Source organism: Longimicrobium sp. (assembly GCA_036387335.1).
Lineage (GTDB): Bacteria > Gemmatimonadota > Gemmatimonadetes > Longimicrobiales > Longimicrobiaceae > Longimicrobium.
Map to the genome: position 1 here is coordinate 19,905 of DASVTZ010000147.1, position 16,831 is coordinate 36,735.

At 64.3% G+C, this 16,831-nt stretch carries 5 protein-coding genes; 3 read left to right on the forward strand and 2 right to left on the reverse strand.

What is annotated here, in order from left to right; translation table 11 throughout:
- Positions 1 to 123: 123 nt before the first annotated feature.
- Together VF647_13800 and VF647_13805 are read right to left on the reverse strand one after the other, a co-directional pair.
- Positions 124 to 1,581: a DNA sulfur modification protein DndB gene (locus VF647_13800; protein HEX8453172.1), complete on the reverse strand. Its 1,458-nt coding sequence runs from the start codon at positions 1,579 to 1,581 to the stop codon at positions 124 to 126.
- 709 nt (positions 1,582 to 2,290) lie between these two features.
- The gene (locus VF647_13805) at positions 2,291 to 2,596 is read right to left on the reverse strand and encodes a hypothetical protein (GenBank protein HEX8453173.1); all 306 of its coding nucleotides are present in this window, start codon (positions 2,594 to 2,596) and stop codon (positions 2,291 to 2,293) included.
- Between the two features lie 83 nt (positions 2,597 to 2,679).
- Here VF647_13805 and VF647_13810 point away from each other — a divergent pair, with 83 nt between their 5' ends.
- The 3 genes from VF647_13810 (at position 2,680) to VF647_13820 (ending at position 16,533) form a co-directional block, all read left to right on the forward strand.
- Positions 2,680 to 3,126 (forward strand): hypothetical protein, encoded by a 447-nt coding sequence (locus VF647_13810; GenBank protein HEX8453174.1) that lies wholly within the window; start codon positions 2,680 to 2,682, stop codon positions 3,124 to 3,126.
- A 675-nt stretch (positions 3,127 to 3,801) separates the two neighbouring features.
- Positions 3,802 to 6,033, forward strand: coding sequence for a hypothetical protein (locus tag VF647_13815; protein ID HEX8453175.1), 2,232 nt, complete (start codon positions 3,802 to 3,804; stop codon positions 6,031 to 6,033).
- A gap of 417 nt (positions 6,034 to 6,450) precedes the next feature.
- Positions 6,451 to 16,533 (forward strand): hypothetical protein, encoded by a 10,083-nt coding sequence (locus tag VF647_13820; protein ID HEX8453176.1) that lies wholly within the window; start codon positions 6,451 to 6,453, stop codon positions 16,531 to 16,533.
- Positions 16,534 to 16,831 lie beyond the last annotated feature (298 nt).

Sequence of the window (16,831 nt, forward strand, 5' to 3'; positions counted from 1 at the left end):
TGCGAGGGTTGCCCCACGCGCGTACACCGCCTCGTCAGCCGCCTCCACGCGGAACTCCTCCTCCCCTCACTGCTCCTATTCAAGCCCGTCGCGCCTCGGGGCGAGAGCGCGAGGAGAGCGGGATTAGACGTCCTGCGCCTCGCTGGTTGCGACGCTGACCGGGAGCCCCATGTGGGCACAGAGCGTCGTATATGTCTTCGTCACGGAGTCGGATACATTGTTGAACACCCAGCGCCCTTCGCCGGCCGGCTTCATCAGCGCACCCGTCCAAGCAGGGTCATAGCCATCAGGCCCCTCTCCGTTCCGGGCGACATAGCTCACCGTGCCCGGGGCGAGCGCATCTAGCCGCTCGAGATCGGTCGCATCGACGCTCCATTCCGCATCCTGACCCATCCTGTAACCCAGCTTCCCGAGTGCCTGCAGGAAGACGGCGGTGAAAGCCACGTTCTGCTCGTCTCTTCGGTCCCGAAGGTAGGCGACGCGCTCGCCCACCGACTGCTCCGTCGAGGGAATCCAATAGGAACCGAAGATGTCGGAAACGTAGGTCCAGAAGGCGCGCACGAAGTCCTCACGAGTGCGCATGATGTCTAGGTCGCGCTCAGCTTCTTTGATGGGTTGCGTGTGGTTCACCGCCGAACGGCTGAACGCCTGCACCAGGGTGGAGAGCGTGAAAAGTTTGGAACTGGTGCTGCCCAGCGACTTCGAATCCTCCTCGATATGGTCCTGGCTCATCCACGCGAACTGCGGCTCCATGCGCATCTGCTGAAGGAGGAGAATCACGGGGCTAAAGTGCTCAAACTTCAGCATGTCCTCCTGCGCCGCACGGCTGTTCAGGGCGTTCCCTTCGATGTACAACCGGCGTTCGGCCTCCACCGGAATCCCGGCAACAGCACCATCCTCCGCGATATCCGCCGCGTACACCACGAACGGCATCATCGTCTTGGAGAGAAACGTCCTGATCCGGGCCATCACCGCTTCGAGATCCGTGACGACTTGGCGCTCTCGCCGGGCATCGTCTCCGCGCTTCTCCGTCTTCCGCAACGCTTTGCGTGCACGATCGAGGTCAAGTGCGACCTTCCGCTCAAGAGAAAGAAATCCGACGCAGCGGCCCTGGCCATCCGCGATGTGCAGGGCTTCCTCGCCAAGATCAGCGCTGATTTCAAGGATTCCAGCATAACCGTAAGGGCCGAGAGCATCGCGGAACTTTCCCACGCTGTAGCTGTCGGCTGATGCCGGACCGGGGGTGAACCGGACGAAGCGTGCCCGGCTAAACCCTTCTGGAATGGCCAACTGAACGGCCCCCAGAAAACCTTCTACAGCGCTCTGCTTCTCTGTGTTGTCCATCACACGGTGGTAAAACTTCACGATTTCCATCATGCGTGGGGAAGTGTGAACGCGATCGCCTTCGATCAGTTCTCGCGTGGATTGGCCCTTGGACGCCCCCTTGGCGAGCGAGCGCTGTGCCTCGGGATTCACCGCAAGCGTGCCGTTCCGCAGGTAAGTCACGACGTCAGCGGCACGCATCTGTCCCGTAAGCACGACTTTCCCTGCCTGCTTCCCCACTATCACCGCTACATTCATGGCTCCCTCCATGGCGAGAAACGTTTGATTCGGCCGCGTCGCGTACCGCGTTATCGCCCGTTGGCCGATTACGAACGGTATTGTACGTGTCGTCTGCGGATTCGTCAACCCTGTAAACTGCCATTCGTAAGATTAAGATAACACGTCTTCGGGCTATGATCGGTTTCTGAGCGTGCCCTGGGCCCACTTTTCCTGAAGCCGCATGGTCCTTGGAGACGCGATGCCGTGGTCGCGGCAGGACAAGAGAACGCAAAAAGCCCCGCAACGGAAGCCGTTGCGGGACCCCCTTGTCTTCTATAGTCGGGACGGCCGGATTTGAACCGGCGACCCCCTGAACCCCATCTAAGTCAACTCATCATCGAGAATGCGCAAGATGGCGGAATTACTAGCTTTTTCGATGGACCCTGCTGCATCCGAAACACCTTTTGATGCGGTTTGCGGGGGTAGAAACATACACAAAAACATACACGGTCCGATCACCGATGGCTGCCTGTTCGGGAGCGTTCACGGATGGTTTGGTAAAAAGGGGTCTCGGGGGGGGGGGAGGGGTTCCGCTTGCGCATGCTCGCGAGTTCCTGGTCGGCGCCGATTCAATTCGGCCCATAGCGCCGACTTTCGGCGCTACATCAAGAAGCCCGGCAGCACGACGATCCCTCTTGCTTTCAATCTTCGTCCTTCCTCAGAGTCCGAGAACTCGCCATGGCAGATCTCACAAGCGCCTGGTGGGTCCGCCGTCCTCGTCATCCGCACGGATTGTGGAAAGCCGCTGTCTCAGGTCGACTGCCAGCACCGGCTGGGCAAGATCGCTGATCTGGACGTAATGCTTCCATTCATGACGTTCGTGGGGCTCAGTGAGCGCGAGGAACTTGAAATCTTCAGTGTGATCAACAGCAAGGCGAAGGGACTCAGCGGGAGTCTCCTCGACTACCACGCGAGTCGGCTCTCTAACGACGTGCGGGTCGAGGACGCGGGACTCGACGACGATGAGGTCCTTCCGCGGGATGCGGACGACCAAGCGCCGACCCCGCGTCAGAGCAGTCTTGCACGGGGCAGCATCGCCCGCCGTGCCGCGACTCACGTGGCCGTTGGAGTCGTCGCATGAGCGCCCACGTCATGGTCCCGCTCAGCGGGCGAGCTCAGAAAGGCGCGGCGCCCGGTCCGCTCCGACCCGTGGACGCAGAGAGCCTGGTCGTCGGCAAGGACATCGTCGAGCTTCTTAGCACCGCGATGTACGTCGATCCGCTCTCCGTCTACCGAGAGTACGTCCAGAACTCGGCCGACTCCATCGACGCGGCCGTGCGAAGGGGGGTGCTCCAGGAAGGGGAAGGGCGCATCGAGATCCTCCTCGACCCGGTGGAGCGCAGTGCGAGAGTTCGTGACAACGGTCTGGGTGTGCCGGCGCGGGCGGCAATGTGGGCGAGGCAGGCTGACGTCACGCTGCTGCAGCCGGGAGCTTCCCGCCAGATATGCGCGAAGGGACGCTCCCGAACGTTCGCCAAGGGACAGGGAGGAGCACGCACGGGAACACGGTCCCGTTCTCGGTGATGCACCCCTGCCCGATCCCCGCCTGGCACCCGGTGAACGCGGGCTGCGCCGCAATCTCCGCGTCCACGAGGACCTGCTGCGCAGGTGACCCACGATGTCCAGCCGGCCGCGGTACTCCAACACCCGCAGCGCCGCTTCCTCAGCGGAGAGCTCGGCGCGCGATGATCTTGCCTCTCCGAGTCCCGCACCGTCGTCGACATGGTTGCCTAGTGCACGTCCGGACCCACATACTTGGTCGGGCATCTCATGAGGGCGGCTCCTTGCTGCGGTTCACGCCTGTTCGCGACCGCTGATTGATTCGCAGCAGGGGTGTGCTCTCTATAATGGTTAGGACGCAGTGCTCAACATGGTTGCGAAGCAGTGACTTCACCAGCGTCGCGTCGACGCGCGGTGCCTCAGACGTCCAGCTCCGTGTCGGCGCGCTCGAAAAACCGGGTCCCGGTCCTCCCTGCAGAGAGGGTGCTAGTCTAATGCAACCGGCTGCGTCCAGAATCGCCGGGTGTGCAAATGGAGAGTAGCAAGGCCGAACCGCCGTACAGAGGTCCGCTACCGGTAAAAAAACGGTATGCCTATTGGGAGGCAGGCTGAGTAGGGACAGCCTTGTAGAGGAGGATCACACGGTATTCGGCCGGTGAATCTTGTTCTTCGAATCGATGCGATTTTTCTGCTGCTCCGATGACGAAACGTGAACCCACACCGCTCACGGCGAGTCCCTCGCGTCAGGCTATTCCAACCCTCAAGGGATATGCCGGCCAGATTCTCAGGACGGTGCGGGAATGGGTTGAGCTTAAGCCGGGCGAACGGCTGTACCTCGAAGGGGCGGAGGATTTCGACCGCATCGGGGACACTAGCGCTGAAACGGTGCAGGTCAAGGAGGTAAGCGGCAGCATCACCCTCCGAACCAAAGAGGTCCGGGAAGCAATCGTCCATCTCTGGCAGCACCAGAAGAACAATCCTGACCGGAAAATTCAGCTTCGGTTTCTCACCACCGCAAAACGGGGGCGTGAAAAGGGGGCGCATTTTGGAAGCTCCGAAAAGGGATTCGATTACTGGGACCGTTGCCGGGAGGCGGGAGTCACCCTCGAACCCCTGCGTCAGTTTCTGGCAATAGTAATTGGTGCAATGGTGATTCCGACACCGCGACGTGAGTCCAGGGGCGCCCGGGAATCGAGGGAAGTGTGGAATGGGACCGTGAACGAACTTCAAGATTTTATAACCCGTGCAGACGACGAGGATTTACGTGAGCGGTTGATCCGCCGAATCCACTGGGAAACGGCCAGCGAGGAGCAGGCCGAAGTCAGGGAAGAGATTCGGCGAGCACTGCTTGCGTATGGCGAGAGAGTGCACGACGCGCAACCTGCGGAGTGTGACAAGGTCCTCCCGCATCTGAGTGTGCACGCTTGGAAGGTGGTGTGCCGGAAAAAGAAACGCTGGCTCGACCGCCCGGCCTTCCAGCGTATCTTCCAAAAAGTCGTCGCGGTGCCGATTCCGCGAAGAACGTACAACCGCCTCCGGAAAGCGGCTAAAGCTGGTTCCCAACAGAATCCGGCCCCGGCTCCTCCCCGGCCGACCGAACCCTTCCCCACATACCAGCTCGCCTTTCTACTCGCGCGATATCTTCGGGCGGATCCCGACGCACGGCAGCGCATGGCGAGCTTCGGCTCTCCCACGGTCTACGGTATCACCGAGTTCGACTGGTGGTTCCAGCTCGTAGAGCATTCCGATGCAGCAGGTACACGCGCGAGACTCGTTGAAGCCGCGGTGCGTGCGTTGCCACCCGCAGTTCGACCGCTGATTGCCGGTGAGCTGGAGCGTGACCACGGGTGGCCTAGCTGCTCCGTGCTCGGAAACCAATGGTTATCACGGGATGCCGTTCAGGAGCTTGTCGAAAGACTGGTCGATCAAGCGGATGACCCCGTTTTCCACCAACCCGGCGCAACCGAGGCGGCGGTAGAGGCGTTCACCTGCTGGGCGTTGCGCAGGACCTGGTCCCGGTCGCCGCATTCTCCGACCGTGATCGAGGCGCGTCTCGACAACCTGGGAAAATCGAGCCCCTACCTCGCGGATCTCTTGAAGATGACTCGGACCGCGCAGTGGTGGGCGGGAGAGACAGCCTGGGGCGAGGCACACCTGGGAACCGCGTTAGGTGCGCTCGCCCTGGTCAGGTTCTGCCGGGGGGACCCGGAGTTCGCGGACGCTGTGCTGGAGGATCTCGCTTGGTACGCGGAATCTATTGAGCCCATCAACGAGGACATCCTCGGGCTGGTCCTCCAATGGTGGCCAGAAGGGCATGAACGTGTGCGCGATCTGGTCGACCGGTACGTGGAAGCCAAGCTCGAGGACCTCGGACCAGCGGATCGGTGGGAGAGACTATCTGAGCTGCGGACGCTCGAGTCGCTGCTATCGCCCCCCATTCTCTCGGCCGCCGGCAGCTTCGGGGGCGTGGGTAGAGAGGACGAGCGCTTCATGCCGAGTGTCCGCTGGGCCGTGAGAGCGGCTTTCGACGGACAGGTTGCCGGGTTCTTAGAATCTTTGGGAGGGATCCGGCCAGAGGTCTATCTAGCGCTGCTTCCTGAGATGAGTTCCGCCCCGGCGAGACGAGCTCTCCTTCGCGCGGCGAGACGAGCCGTTCTGGCCGGTTTGGGCCAGGTGCCAGGCGGCTCTCACCCGACAAGCGCTGCATTGCGTGCCAGCTTGCGGTTCGCGGAGCCTGCCGAGCTCGAAGGGATGGCCGCCGATCCGGATGCGTACTCGTTGTTCCTCGACTGTCTCTGGCCACCGCTGACTCCCGCACACCGCGAGATGATCAACGGCCGTAGCTGGCCGACATCTGCTGCGGGGCATGTCGCCCAGCTCCTGGCTTCGGCGGCTGCTGCGGATCCGACGAAGTACCCCCCACCCGCGTAGCCGCCTGCGGGTGCGGGAGCTCAGCACTCTTGGCGCCGAGCGCTTGGATAAGATCGTGGGCGTGGGCCGGTAAGAGCCGCATGCTCGGTCCGATCGCTGCCACTCAGGATTTCGCCCGCAGTACCTGCACCTAAGGGGGAAGCGATGTACGAATGGATGCCCTACCTCAAGGAGCTATTCGGGGCCACGCGGAGTGCGGAACGGCAGGCCGAGCAGCTTGTCGCGCTTGCGGAGTCATTCGCCGGCCCACCCCCCTCCCTTCCGCTCGCCCTCCGACGGCTATCGCAAGTCGAACACCTCGAAATCTCCAAGAGGCTGTTCGTCCTCCCTTGGCTGGCCGGCTGGCTGGCCCATCCTACCTCGCTTGTCCGGGGCCGTGTACGCAGGCTCTGCGCAAACTCGGCCGGCGAGACTGGCATGGAGATCCTCCGAGAATACAACGATGAGCAGTTCTCCAGGAGCCCAGAGCGCTGGCTCGCCCAGGGCCTGTCCGCTGCGGCGGAGATTATCGGTCACAAACCGGAATGGGACGTGCCCCTCCCCTTCCGTGCCCTCCCTGCGCTCCGGGAGGAGATCGTAGGTATGGCGATGCTGCTCGGACTCTCGGAGTGGGCGCGTGCCGAGCAGAACGCCGGGAGTGTGGGTGGCGTGCTGGAGGATTTCCTCCTCCACCCCGACCGCACCGAGTTGAGAGGACGGCTGCACGCGTGGGCCATCAGTGGCCCGGTTTTCCTCAGGTTTCTGGTCGTCCGGTGGATGGGATACTCGGGTCTGTCGACCTCTTCGGCAATCCCGGTGGACCGGCTACTCCGCCAGCGTTACGAACACGACGCGTTGCCGATCATCGCCGTCGCGGCCATCGAGGCGTATGCGCGCACATCCAGCATCGATTCACCGCCGGCGGGACAGGGTGCCCTGCGTTTTCTGACCGACGAGTATCGATGGGTCACGAGGCGCAGCCCGGCGGGACCACTCAGGCAGGACGATCTGCGCACCCTCAGTGTCGGGTTGATGCGGGGGATCGGCATCCTTGCCCTTCAGGCCCGTTCCCCCGAGGCCCGGGAGACGATCATCAGGTTACTGCACGAGCCCTCGGCCCTTCGTCTGGATCTATTCGCTTGGAATTTCGCCGAGGACCAGGCGCGCCGGCTTCTCCGCGTTGCCGTGGGACTCCACCGCCAGGCGCTGCGCGTCCGGATCAGGCCCAATGCTCGTGGCAATGCTGGCCGTGTGGGGTTCCATGGCACGTTGCGGATCAGCGACCCCCAGCGGCTCCTGCAGCGATCCAATCGCAGCAATGACTACTGGGCTTTTCCCATCCCAGCCTCCGATGCGCCCGACGACCCGCTACAATGGACCTACCAGTTGGAGGAGACGTGGAGAGTTTCGCCGCGAACCGACGACCTGCTTCCACTCGTCACACCGTGCCTGACCGGCTTCGGGTACGATCCGCCGGACAGGTACTCGCCCAGGCTCCAGACGGAGGTCTCCTCCGAGGTCGATGCTCGCGGGTGGTGGATGCTGGAAGGCGCTCGCATTGCTGCCGCGCTCTACGCAGAGCCGGACGACGAGCCTGGCTCCCGCACGAAGATGGCGTGCCTGGACTACCTGACGGGCCTGACGATCGGGGTGGACATGGTGATTCCCGACGCGGCGTCACCGATCCGCCGCCGCCTGAAGGAGGTGGTCGAGCAGATCTGCATGACGGAACTGGCCCACCCTGATGCAGTCGACGAATTCCTCGGTGCCGGAGGACTCACGCCGCTGAAGGCGAACGTGCTGGTCTCCTGTGCGGTCCGAGCCCTGGAGGAGCCCAGCGACTCTCCGTCCCAAAACTGGATTACGAGGCATCGGGGAGCGCTCCGTCTGCTGGCCCGAGACCAGGGGACGCGGCAGTGGTTACGCGCCGTTGCGGCGCTTGTCCTGCGGCTGCACACGCCTTCGGCGTCCGGCGCCGCAGTCCCGGAGGACACCGGGGTTCCGGACCGGGACAAACTCCATGAAGCGCTGCCGGCCGCGATCGTCCTCGCATCGAACGAGGTCGTCAGCGGACTGGCCGAGACGCTCACGGCGCAGCCGAGAACGCACTTGAGTCCGCTTGATCTCGCGGTTTGCGCGGAGTTCATCGCGCGGTCGGTGGCAAGCGGTACCTCCGCGAGTCCGGCCAGCGAGCGAGCGGCTGCCCTGTATCTCGCCGCCGTAGCCTCGCGGCACCGACCCGCGGCTGCGGGACCGGGCTTGAGACGGCTGCAGTCAGTCCTGGTCCGGCGGCGTCTGCTGGGGGCGTTCGCGTCCGCGGGATCGCCCGTCGAGAAGGGAGTGCGCCGCCTGCTTGACGCGCTTCTGCGAACCGCCAGCAGCGCTGAACTGGAGTTCTTCATGGCGGAGTGGCGCCTCGCGGGCCGGCATCTGCCGCGGAAAGACGTCTATCGCCACCTTGTGACCATGCTGGGCGAAGGAGCCGGAGGGGGGGCTCCGTTCGCCGGAACTCCGCGCAGGCAGGGGCCGGTGCCTGATGATTCGCTGGTGCTGGAGCGTCGTGCCCTGCGGGAGCTATGCATCGAGGCACGGGAGCTGGCGGACGACTTTTACCAGATCTATGGCCAGCTTCGATTCTCACGACAGCTCCCCGTCGAGACACACGAGTCCGTGGCCTTCCGCGGTACGGTTCTCCCCGGCTGGACCACCGGGCCAGGGGCGCCGCCCGAAATTGTGGCCACCGGGGGATCGCTCGCTCGTGTGGACGATGACCTCGCATTGCGCGCCAGCGACGTGGTCATGGGGTTCGTCCATCACCGGCCGGACGAAACCGGCCTTACGGGGCTTGCCCATTACAGGCCGGTCGCCCCCGGCACGGTCGACTTCCACCAGCTGCCCGGGAACGAGACGGATAAGCGGAAGGCGTTCGAAGAACGTCTGGCCAGCTTCAACTCTTGTCATCTGATCGGCCGGGTCCTCCGGCAGGAGGACAATGGCCAAGTCGTGGTCGATCTCGGAGTGGAGGCCGACGGAGTGCGCCGGAGGATACGGGTAGCCATCACGCCCCCGGTCCCCCCTCCTGACTCTCCGGTCCTGATCGAACTCCGGTGCCTTCCTCCGGTGGTCGACCTGCCCACGCGATTCCGGCTCACGAAGGGCAAGCCCTCCACCCCGCCCATCGATGTGCGCCGGCTCTGGCGCGCCGACCGTCTTCTGCTGGACCGATGGGCCCAGGCGCGGGAAGAGGGCCGGCTTCCGGCGCTCTGTGCCACGGTCGTTGAGGTGCGGGCAGACAAGAGCACCGTATTGATCGACCCGGGGTTCAAGGTTTGGGACCCTGACAGGGGCAGAGCAATCTGGCCAGTCGCACGGGCTGCGGAGGGGCTTACGCCTCACATCGGACAGGTCGTCGTCGTGGAACCTCAGAACAACGTAGGCGCCACCTCCCCTGCCAAGGCGTTCCCTCTCGTGAAGGCGGAAGCCGCTCTCGATGCGGCACCGCTCTCGCCCGGCCAGATGGTCACGGGCACTCTTGTGGCCGGCTCCGTGGGCGCGGGTGGCGTGAGGAACTGGTCCGCTCGAATCGGCAGTGCCGATCTCCCTGTTCCACGAAGAGAACTCACAGCCGACCTCGGGGAGTTGTTGCGGCTCGACACCCTCCCGCGCACCGATCCAAAGCTCGCCCGAATCAACCTGGAGACACGCTGGCTCCGCGTTCTCGAGGATGGCAAAGCCGCGAGCCTGCTTCGCGTGGACCCCATCTGGGGGTACACGGATCTGCTGTTGGCGGTCGCCTCTGGACAGGTTGAGTACATCACCCTGGTGAAGCGTGACGCAGATCTCGCCGAGTACGTCGTCGAGGTGGCCCCAAGCAGTCTCGCGGGTGCTGGATCGCCGGTCCCCGGCCTTGCCACTCTTGCAACCCTGGCCCGTCTGACCGAGGGCCAGGTGTACTTCGAAGGCGCTCCGCTCCCCGTCGATAGGCTCCCGGCTTGCACCCGGCTCCGTCTAACCACGATCATGGGTGATCGTGAGCAAACAGGTGTCGGCCCGACATCTTTGCATCACGGGGGGAGGGAGCCGGTCCTAATGGTCGAGGGCTTGCCCGACATGACCAACGCAAAGCTCTGTGACGCCTTCAAGCCAGGCGATCCGGTGGACATCGAGATCGTCGACCGCGGGACGCGCCTGGAGGTCCGGCTCAACGACCCGCCGTTCGATGGCCTTCCGATACCGCGCGTCTGTGTCGAAGCCGAGTCGGAGGATTACTTCCGCAAATTGGAGAGTTCCTTTGCTTCAGCAAGGGTGGAAGGCGAATGGTTCCCCTGGTCAGAAGATTTTCGGCTTGACGTTGGAGCACCCAGCGAGTCGTCGCTCTTTCTGGATCGGCGAATGCCGGAGCGGGACGTACGCGAGCTGATCGAACTCAAGCGCTTTGACATGCTCCGCCACCGGCCCCGGTTCTGGCCCGACCGGCGGGGGCTTCAGTGTGACGTGGGATTCCTCCCCGTGCGCCTGGATCCCCAGCTGCCCTACCTCGTCCCATCGCCCCTTTCAGCCCAGGAGTTTCGCAAAGCCGGGACCCAGATACGGGTTCGCACTTCGAGTGCCCGCCCCCGCCCACCTGAGGAGTTGGGCGACATCAAGGCATTTACCACACTTCCCTGGGCTCTGGGGGGCGGCACGGTGCAGGGGCTCGTCGTGGGCGTGCCGCGCGCCGGAGGGACCAACTACACGGCTCGCTGGCTCGTTCCCTCGGCTGACATCCGCGCCGGGGCTGCGGCACCGGAGTGGAGGTTCGAACCTCCGGTGCCGCTGACCCTCGGTGACCTGTTGCGTGTTGCGAGGGTGGGCGACCGGGAGGTGCTCCAGCGCATCCCGCGCCAGGTGTACGGGACCACGCTGCATACTCCGCTGACACCCCAGGAAATCACAGAGATCGCACGAGGGGAGCGGGGGACGAAGATGGCCCTTCTCCTGCGCCGCCCCAACCCCGACGACCCGTACTGGCTGTTCTCCCTCGCTCCCTCTCTGCTTCTGCGGCTTACGCCTGACCAGATCAGCGGGGAGAGATACCTTACCCAGGCCCGCCAGCTCGACCGGGTACAGTTCGAGTTCCTCCGGCCGGCGGCTGGGATGCCAGTCGTTCGCATCGTGAGCCTCGAACCTGGTATCACGCACGAAGCGGAGGGGCGGCAATTCTCCTTGCAACTGGGAGGGCGCCTAAGCGACGGGCAGTTCCCGTGCACGCTCCCTGCCGCCCTCTTCCGTAACCTTCCCGCGCTCCAGCTTCTGCTCGAGCACTCGGATCTGCCTCTGGCCGCACCGGATGTGCTGCTGGAGCAGCTGCGGAAGGAGCGGACCACGAGCATCGCCTGCGTGCTTGCCGGCCTTCGGCTCCAGACGTCAAGGACGACCGAGCCACGTACCCGCTCGGAGCTGTACGATTTCCGGCTCGTCCCCGACTTGGTGGCCCCGGGCACGGCTCTCCATTCCCGCGCCGAGGGAGAAGAGCGTGTCTCCGCAGGTGAGGCATTGGGTGATCGCAGCCGACTCAGCGGGCTCCCGGGGAAGGTCGTGTCGTGCAGCGATGGCCTTGGTGTCGAGCTGACAGATCTCTCCCACGCCGAGGCGCTCCCTCTGCCGCTGGAGGAGCAGACATGGCTGCGCTTCGTCGGCCGGCTCCCGCGGGCGGGGTTCTTTGCCGACTTCACCCTGCTACGCGAGGCCAAACGCGGCATCTTCGTGTCGTTGCGGCGCAACAAGCCGCCATCGCTGGGCCCATGGCTCGCCACGCTCTCCCTCGGCCAGCCTGGCACCGTGGTGCGCGACCGTCCGCTCTTCTACGTGGGCCGTCTCTCGCCGGAGGAAATCCTGGATTGCGGACTCGACGACGCCGTACACGCCCACGAACCGGCGGGAACCCGGGAGATCTACCTGTTCGAGGCGGGTCCCGGTGATACCCTGTTCGCAAGACGTGCCCAGCTCCGATTCAAGGGTGAGCCGTTTGACCCGCACTTCCTTCATCGGGGCGACGTGGTCCGCGAGTTCCGCGTATGCGCGGCCGAGACGGAGGAGCGAACTCCTGGGGACGACGCGGAGGACGAAGATACCAGCATCATCGATATTGGAGACGTGGAACTCGGCCTGCGTCACGATGTCGAGCGGTTTCATGCCCGAAAGGGTGTTTTCATCGGTGCCATCCGGAATGTGGATGGCAATGTGCAGATCACCCAGTTACGCGGAGGGCTCGCTCAGACCAACCTGCGGAGCCTTCCACCTGCGTACCGCACGGGACGGTGGCGGTTGATTCTGGAGCATCCCGTCGAAGGCTGGCCTGCCTGGATCGGCGAGAACGTGGAGCCGGAGGATGCGTATCTGAAGCTGGTCGAGGTGGACGACCAGCATGGGACGATGACCTTCCGGCTCCTGTCGACCGACGAGGTGTTCACCCTCGACAACCTAGTATATGTGCGGGCGGGCACACCCAGGGAGACGGACGATACCGCGCGTCTCCCGGTGCAGTCGCTCGACCCACGCCATACCGGCGGTTACTCGATCTCCGACAACCGGTTCTCAGAGCGGCGCGGAAGACTGCACGCCCTAGTGGGAACTCCCCTCGAGCGCATCTTCCTGGCGCGGGTCGTCGAGGTGGAGGCCCGTCCCGCGAGTCGCAAGGGCGAGCATTGGGAACGGAGTCCCGAGAAGCACGTGCGTCTCGCCTTGACGGATGTCCCGGCACGCCGGTTCTGGTATCTCCTTGACGGCCCGGAATGCCAGGTGATTGTCCGTCCTCCGTTCGAGACAACTCCCGCCGAAACGCTGGTCGTGGAGTTCGACATCGCGGTCAATGTCGAGCTACCCCTCGCCAAGCTGGATGGGCTGCGTGACGAATGGGGGCAGCCGCAGCCGGGTGACATCCTCCTGCTCAGGCCTGACAAACGGGGCTACCGGGTCACGATAACGGGCTTCCTGCACGGTCACCTCCACTACCTGAAGCCGGAACGCTCTCCCACGGTGCTCACGAAGCTCTGGAGCACGCCGGAACGGCGGCAGGAGAAAGCAGAAAACAGGAGGGCCCGGCCGAACTGCAGCATCGTTGGGTACTCTCAGCTCCGTGGTCTCTGCGAGATCAACGAGACCACGCTTTCGGCCACGCTGCCGATTCCGCAGACCGTGCTGGGACTCGACCCAAGCGGCCGTTGGGTCAAAGTGCGGAGTTCGGTCGAAAGCCAGTGGCAAGTCGGCAGGCTCCGGATCGAGCCGGGCGGGCCTGTTCTGGTCGTGGACGGCGCAAAGCACCCGATTCCGTGGCACTCGGTCACCCATAGGGTGGACAATGCATCCGCGCTCACCGCATATGTGAGTGACCTGCGCTGGCAAAACCTGGCGAGCAGCCAGGCCGACGCGCCGGAAGGCATCGAAGGGTCGGACGTGATTGCCGCGCGTGACCCGCTCACCGGAGAGTTCTCGCTGACGGTGCAGGCCGAACACCCGATGCCCGTCGACCATCTGGTGGAACAGTTCCCTCTCAAGCGCGCGGGTGACGTCAGCCGCAGCCAGAGCAGGTCCTTCATTGTCGCGCGCGCCGAGGAACGGCGTCTCGTGCTCGAGGCTGGGCTTGGCCGGTATGCCGAACTGCCGCTGGAACTCGTGAAGCCCCTGCACGGCGCGCAGATCCGCACGGATCTCGCGCAGGATCTCCAACTGCTCATGCCGGGGGACGAGGTGACGCTGGAGCCGGTTGCCAGCACGTCCTCGAGCATGGCGATTCTCCCCCATTTCCGGATCACCCGGGTGAGGAGCGGGACGGGCCGCCACTTCTCGGGTCCGTTCGTCACGGTGATCCACCGGACGTCGGAGGGTGTCGTTCTCGGACCCGGGAAGGGTGGCCTACCGGGCGACCGCTTCGAGGACGTTCTGGACGAAAGCGACGTGGTCGTCGACCTGAATGCCTTTCCCAGGCACCAGCGCTACGCGCGGCTCCGCGAGGCCTTTGCCGAATACGAGAACCGGGTGGTGCTCCGAGTAACACGGGTCGGCCGCGCTGGCCGGCGTGCATTTTTCCAGATCGGGATAAGGACCGAAATAGAATCCGGCCGTGATCAAGACCCCAGCTGGGTCTTCCCCGACGAACAGTTCGTCACCGCGGAGGAGTGGCAGGTTCGCCTTCTGGCGTTGGGTGACGGCGAGGGGGACTGGCTGAAACGCGGAAGCGAACTCCACCTGGAGCGGCGTAGCGCAAAGAGTGCTCCGCGGCTTGTACGCTGGGACGGCAACTCCCTTCGACGCTGTTTTGCACCGCCGATGCCCGGCGACTCCGTGGTGATCGTGGGACGGGGCGCACCGGAGCACCCGTTGTACCACGTCGTGGGTTTTGAGGAGTACGCGGTCGTGTGGGAGGAGGACCCGGACGATCCCCTCTCCCTCGACCAGGAGAGCGCTCGACGGGAACTCCACCCTTACCTATTCCCCACCCCCAGTGCCGTGCTCTGGGCCACAGTGGAGTGGATCAAACCGCATCAGAGACAGATGGGTCTGACGCGGCGCAGGCAACTCGCCGCGGCCACCCCGCTCCCTGGCCGCATTGGACGCGCCCGGGTGCTCGGGGCCATCACCGGCGAGCGCTTGCTGGTGGATCTGCTCGGCACGCCGTCCACGCTCCGGGTCGAGGATTACTGCCAGCCCGCGCCCCCCGAAGCCAGTGTGCTTGAGATGATGGAGAGCGCGAACCCCGCTGGCCGCGGGATCGAAGTCGAAGTTGTCCGGGAGGGCGGCCGTCTCGTGGCGAACCGTGTATACCGCACGATTCAGCATGGCGAGGCCAATGGTGTGGTGGAGGCATCTTCAGCCGGCGGAGTGCTCGTACTCTCCGCCGGGAACCGCATCTACGTTCGTGAGCGTGAGCTGGGCTGGTGCCGGCTCTCACCGGCCCTGATTCGCGAGATCTTCCCCGTCGGAACGCCGCTCCGCATCGCACCTGTGGCCGATGGCAACGGTCTGAAATTCAGCGCTGTGGCGACTCGGCAGGTGCTGGAGGAAGTGACGGCACTCGAGGACCACCCGGAGGAGCCGATCCTCGTCACCCATCTGTGCACCGACCCGGCGGAACGCATCGCCTTCGTCCGGAGCCAGAGCGGACTTTTGCTGGAGGTTCGCCTGGGTCTGGGCGAGGAGATGCCGGAGTATACCTGCGCATATTACGACCGCACCGATCAAGCCGGTCACCGCATCCTCCTTCGCCTGGACGACTCGGAGTCGTTGCCGTGGTTGCTTCCGCGACCGTCGCGCGACTACGTGATCGACTCGCTTTCTCCCGACTTGCTCGCGTTCAATCTCAGGGAGTTTCGGGCTGCCGCTGGCGCGGGACCGGCTTCCGCGCTCCACTGGATCAACAAGCAGCGTGCGCTCGAGCCGAGCGCGCGCAACCTGCGCCACGTTGCGGAGGTTCTTCACGAGGCCGCCGGCGGCGCTCCCTTGCCGCTGGAGATGCTGGTGCAGGCGGAGGAAACACCTCCTTATGGGCTCGGAAAGGCGTGGCAGCAGGCTTGCGTTTTCCTGCTTGGCGGAGCCGCTCTCGAGGAGATCACCCCTCCTGCCCGTTTCGCTGCCGGATATCTGCTCCTCCTCGCCGACGGTCCACTAGCCCTCGCGAAGAAGGCATTGTCCAGCGCCGTCGCGGACGAGCTCGCCTACCAGTTCGACGCTCACTTCGCCCTAGCGTATGCGCTCTATGTGGGCGGCGAGAGGCAGCGAGCCACCCAGGAGTTCAGAGTTCTGCTCGCTCGCGCCTGGGCGAGTGCGATGTACAGCCTGCCGGTACCGATCCCCAGTCCCCCAACCACTGCGACTGACCGTGGATTGTGGCGAGCCTGGGAGAATGCCGTAAGGCACGGCAACACCACGGCTCTGGGGGAAATCGTCTTCAACTTGATCGCCGCGGAACCGGGAACGCCGGAAAGCGAAGCGGCGGCTTTGTGGCTCCAGCTCACCGGCACGAAGACTGGACCCACCTTCGACCCGACGGTGGAGGGCTTGTTTGTTGCGCTCCACGACGCCAAGCACTACGGAATTCCTGTCCACCCGCGCATCCGCCTGTTCGCGGCGCTGCTCTGCTTCGCTCGGGGGGACGTGTCGCTTGCGTGGGCATTCCTTACAGAGGCCGCCGAAGCCGAGGCCGAAAGCGCCGCCTCTCCCGAGCGGGATCTCGCGCGAGCGTGGTCAAACTGGCTCGGCTCGTCGGAGTCCGGTGCCGGTGATACTTTCATCGATGCACTAATCGAACTCCATGCTGAGTGCAGAATGCACTCGGTATGTGACCCTCAAGTGCTCAGCGGGACGTGGGAGCTGTTCCGCACGTGCTATCATCGGTGGATCCTGGCGGTGCCGGCATGCCGCTTGGTTCCAAGGCCGCCTCACGACTTCGGCGCGCTGCGATCCTGGGCTCGTCTGCTGGACATCGAGCAAGTACTTCCCGTTTTACAGGAAGGTCGGCCAAGCCGCGAGAGGAAGTCACTGTAGCAGGCGCGGGTTGGTGGGGAATGTGATTGCGGGACGTCGGCCGAGCGCCGGCAGTCGTCCGAGCAGTCATGCCCCGGACACAGAGAGGAAGGGGCGTTTAGTCACGCGAGTTTGGGAAATAATGATAATGGATCGGGGCGAAGGCACTTCACCTGCCAACGCCGATCCGGGCACCACCTACTGCGCCAACTCACCCGCCACGCTTCCCCTTACCCAGTTGCGGAAGAGAGCCCTGCCTAACGTAACTCCATAGAAATCGGCAACCCGCATATATTTGTCACCTGAATCCCGCGCGCCT

What these genes read in the sequence shown, in the direction of transcription:
- VF647_13815 (HEX8453175.1), top strand. Translation starts at nt 3,802, where the DNA reads ATGACGAAACGTGAACCCACACCGCTCACGGCGAGTCCCTCGCGTCAG.
- VF647_13800 (HEX8453172.1), bottom strand. Translation starts at nt 1,581, where the DNA reads ATGAATGTAGCGGTGATAGTGGGGAAGCAGGCAGGGAAAGTCGTGCTT.
- VF647_13810 (HEX8453174.1), top strand. Translation starts at nt 2,680, where the DNA reads ATGAGCGCCCACGTCATGGTCCCGCTCAGCGGGCGAGCTCAGAAAGGC.
- VF647_13820 (HEX8453176.1), top strand. Translation starts at nt 6,451, where the DNA reads ATGGAGATCCTCCGAGAATACAACGATGAGCAGTTCTCCAGGAGCCCA.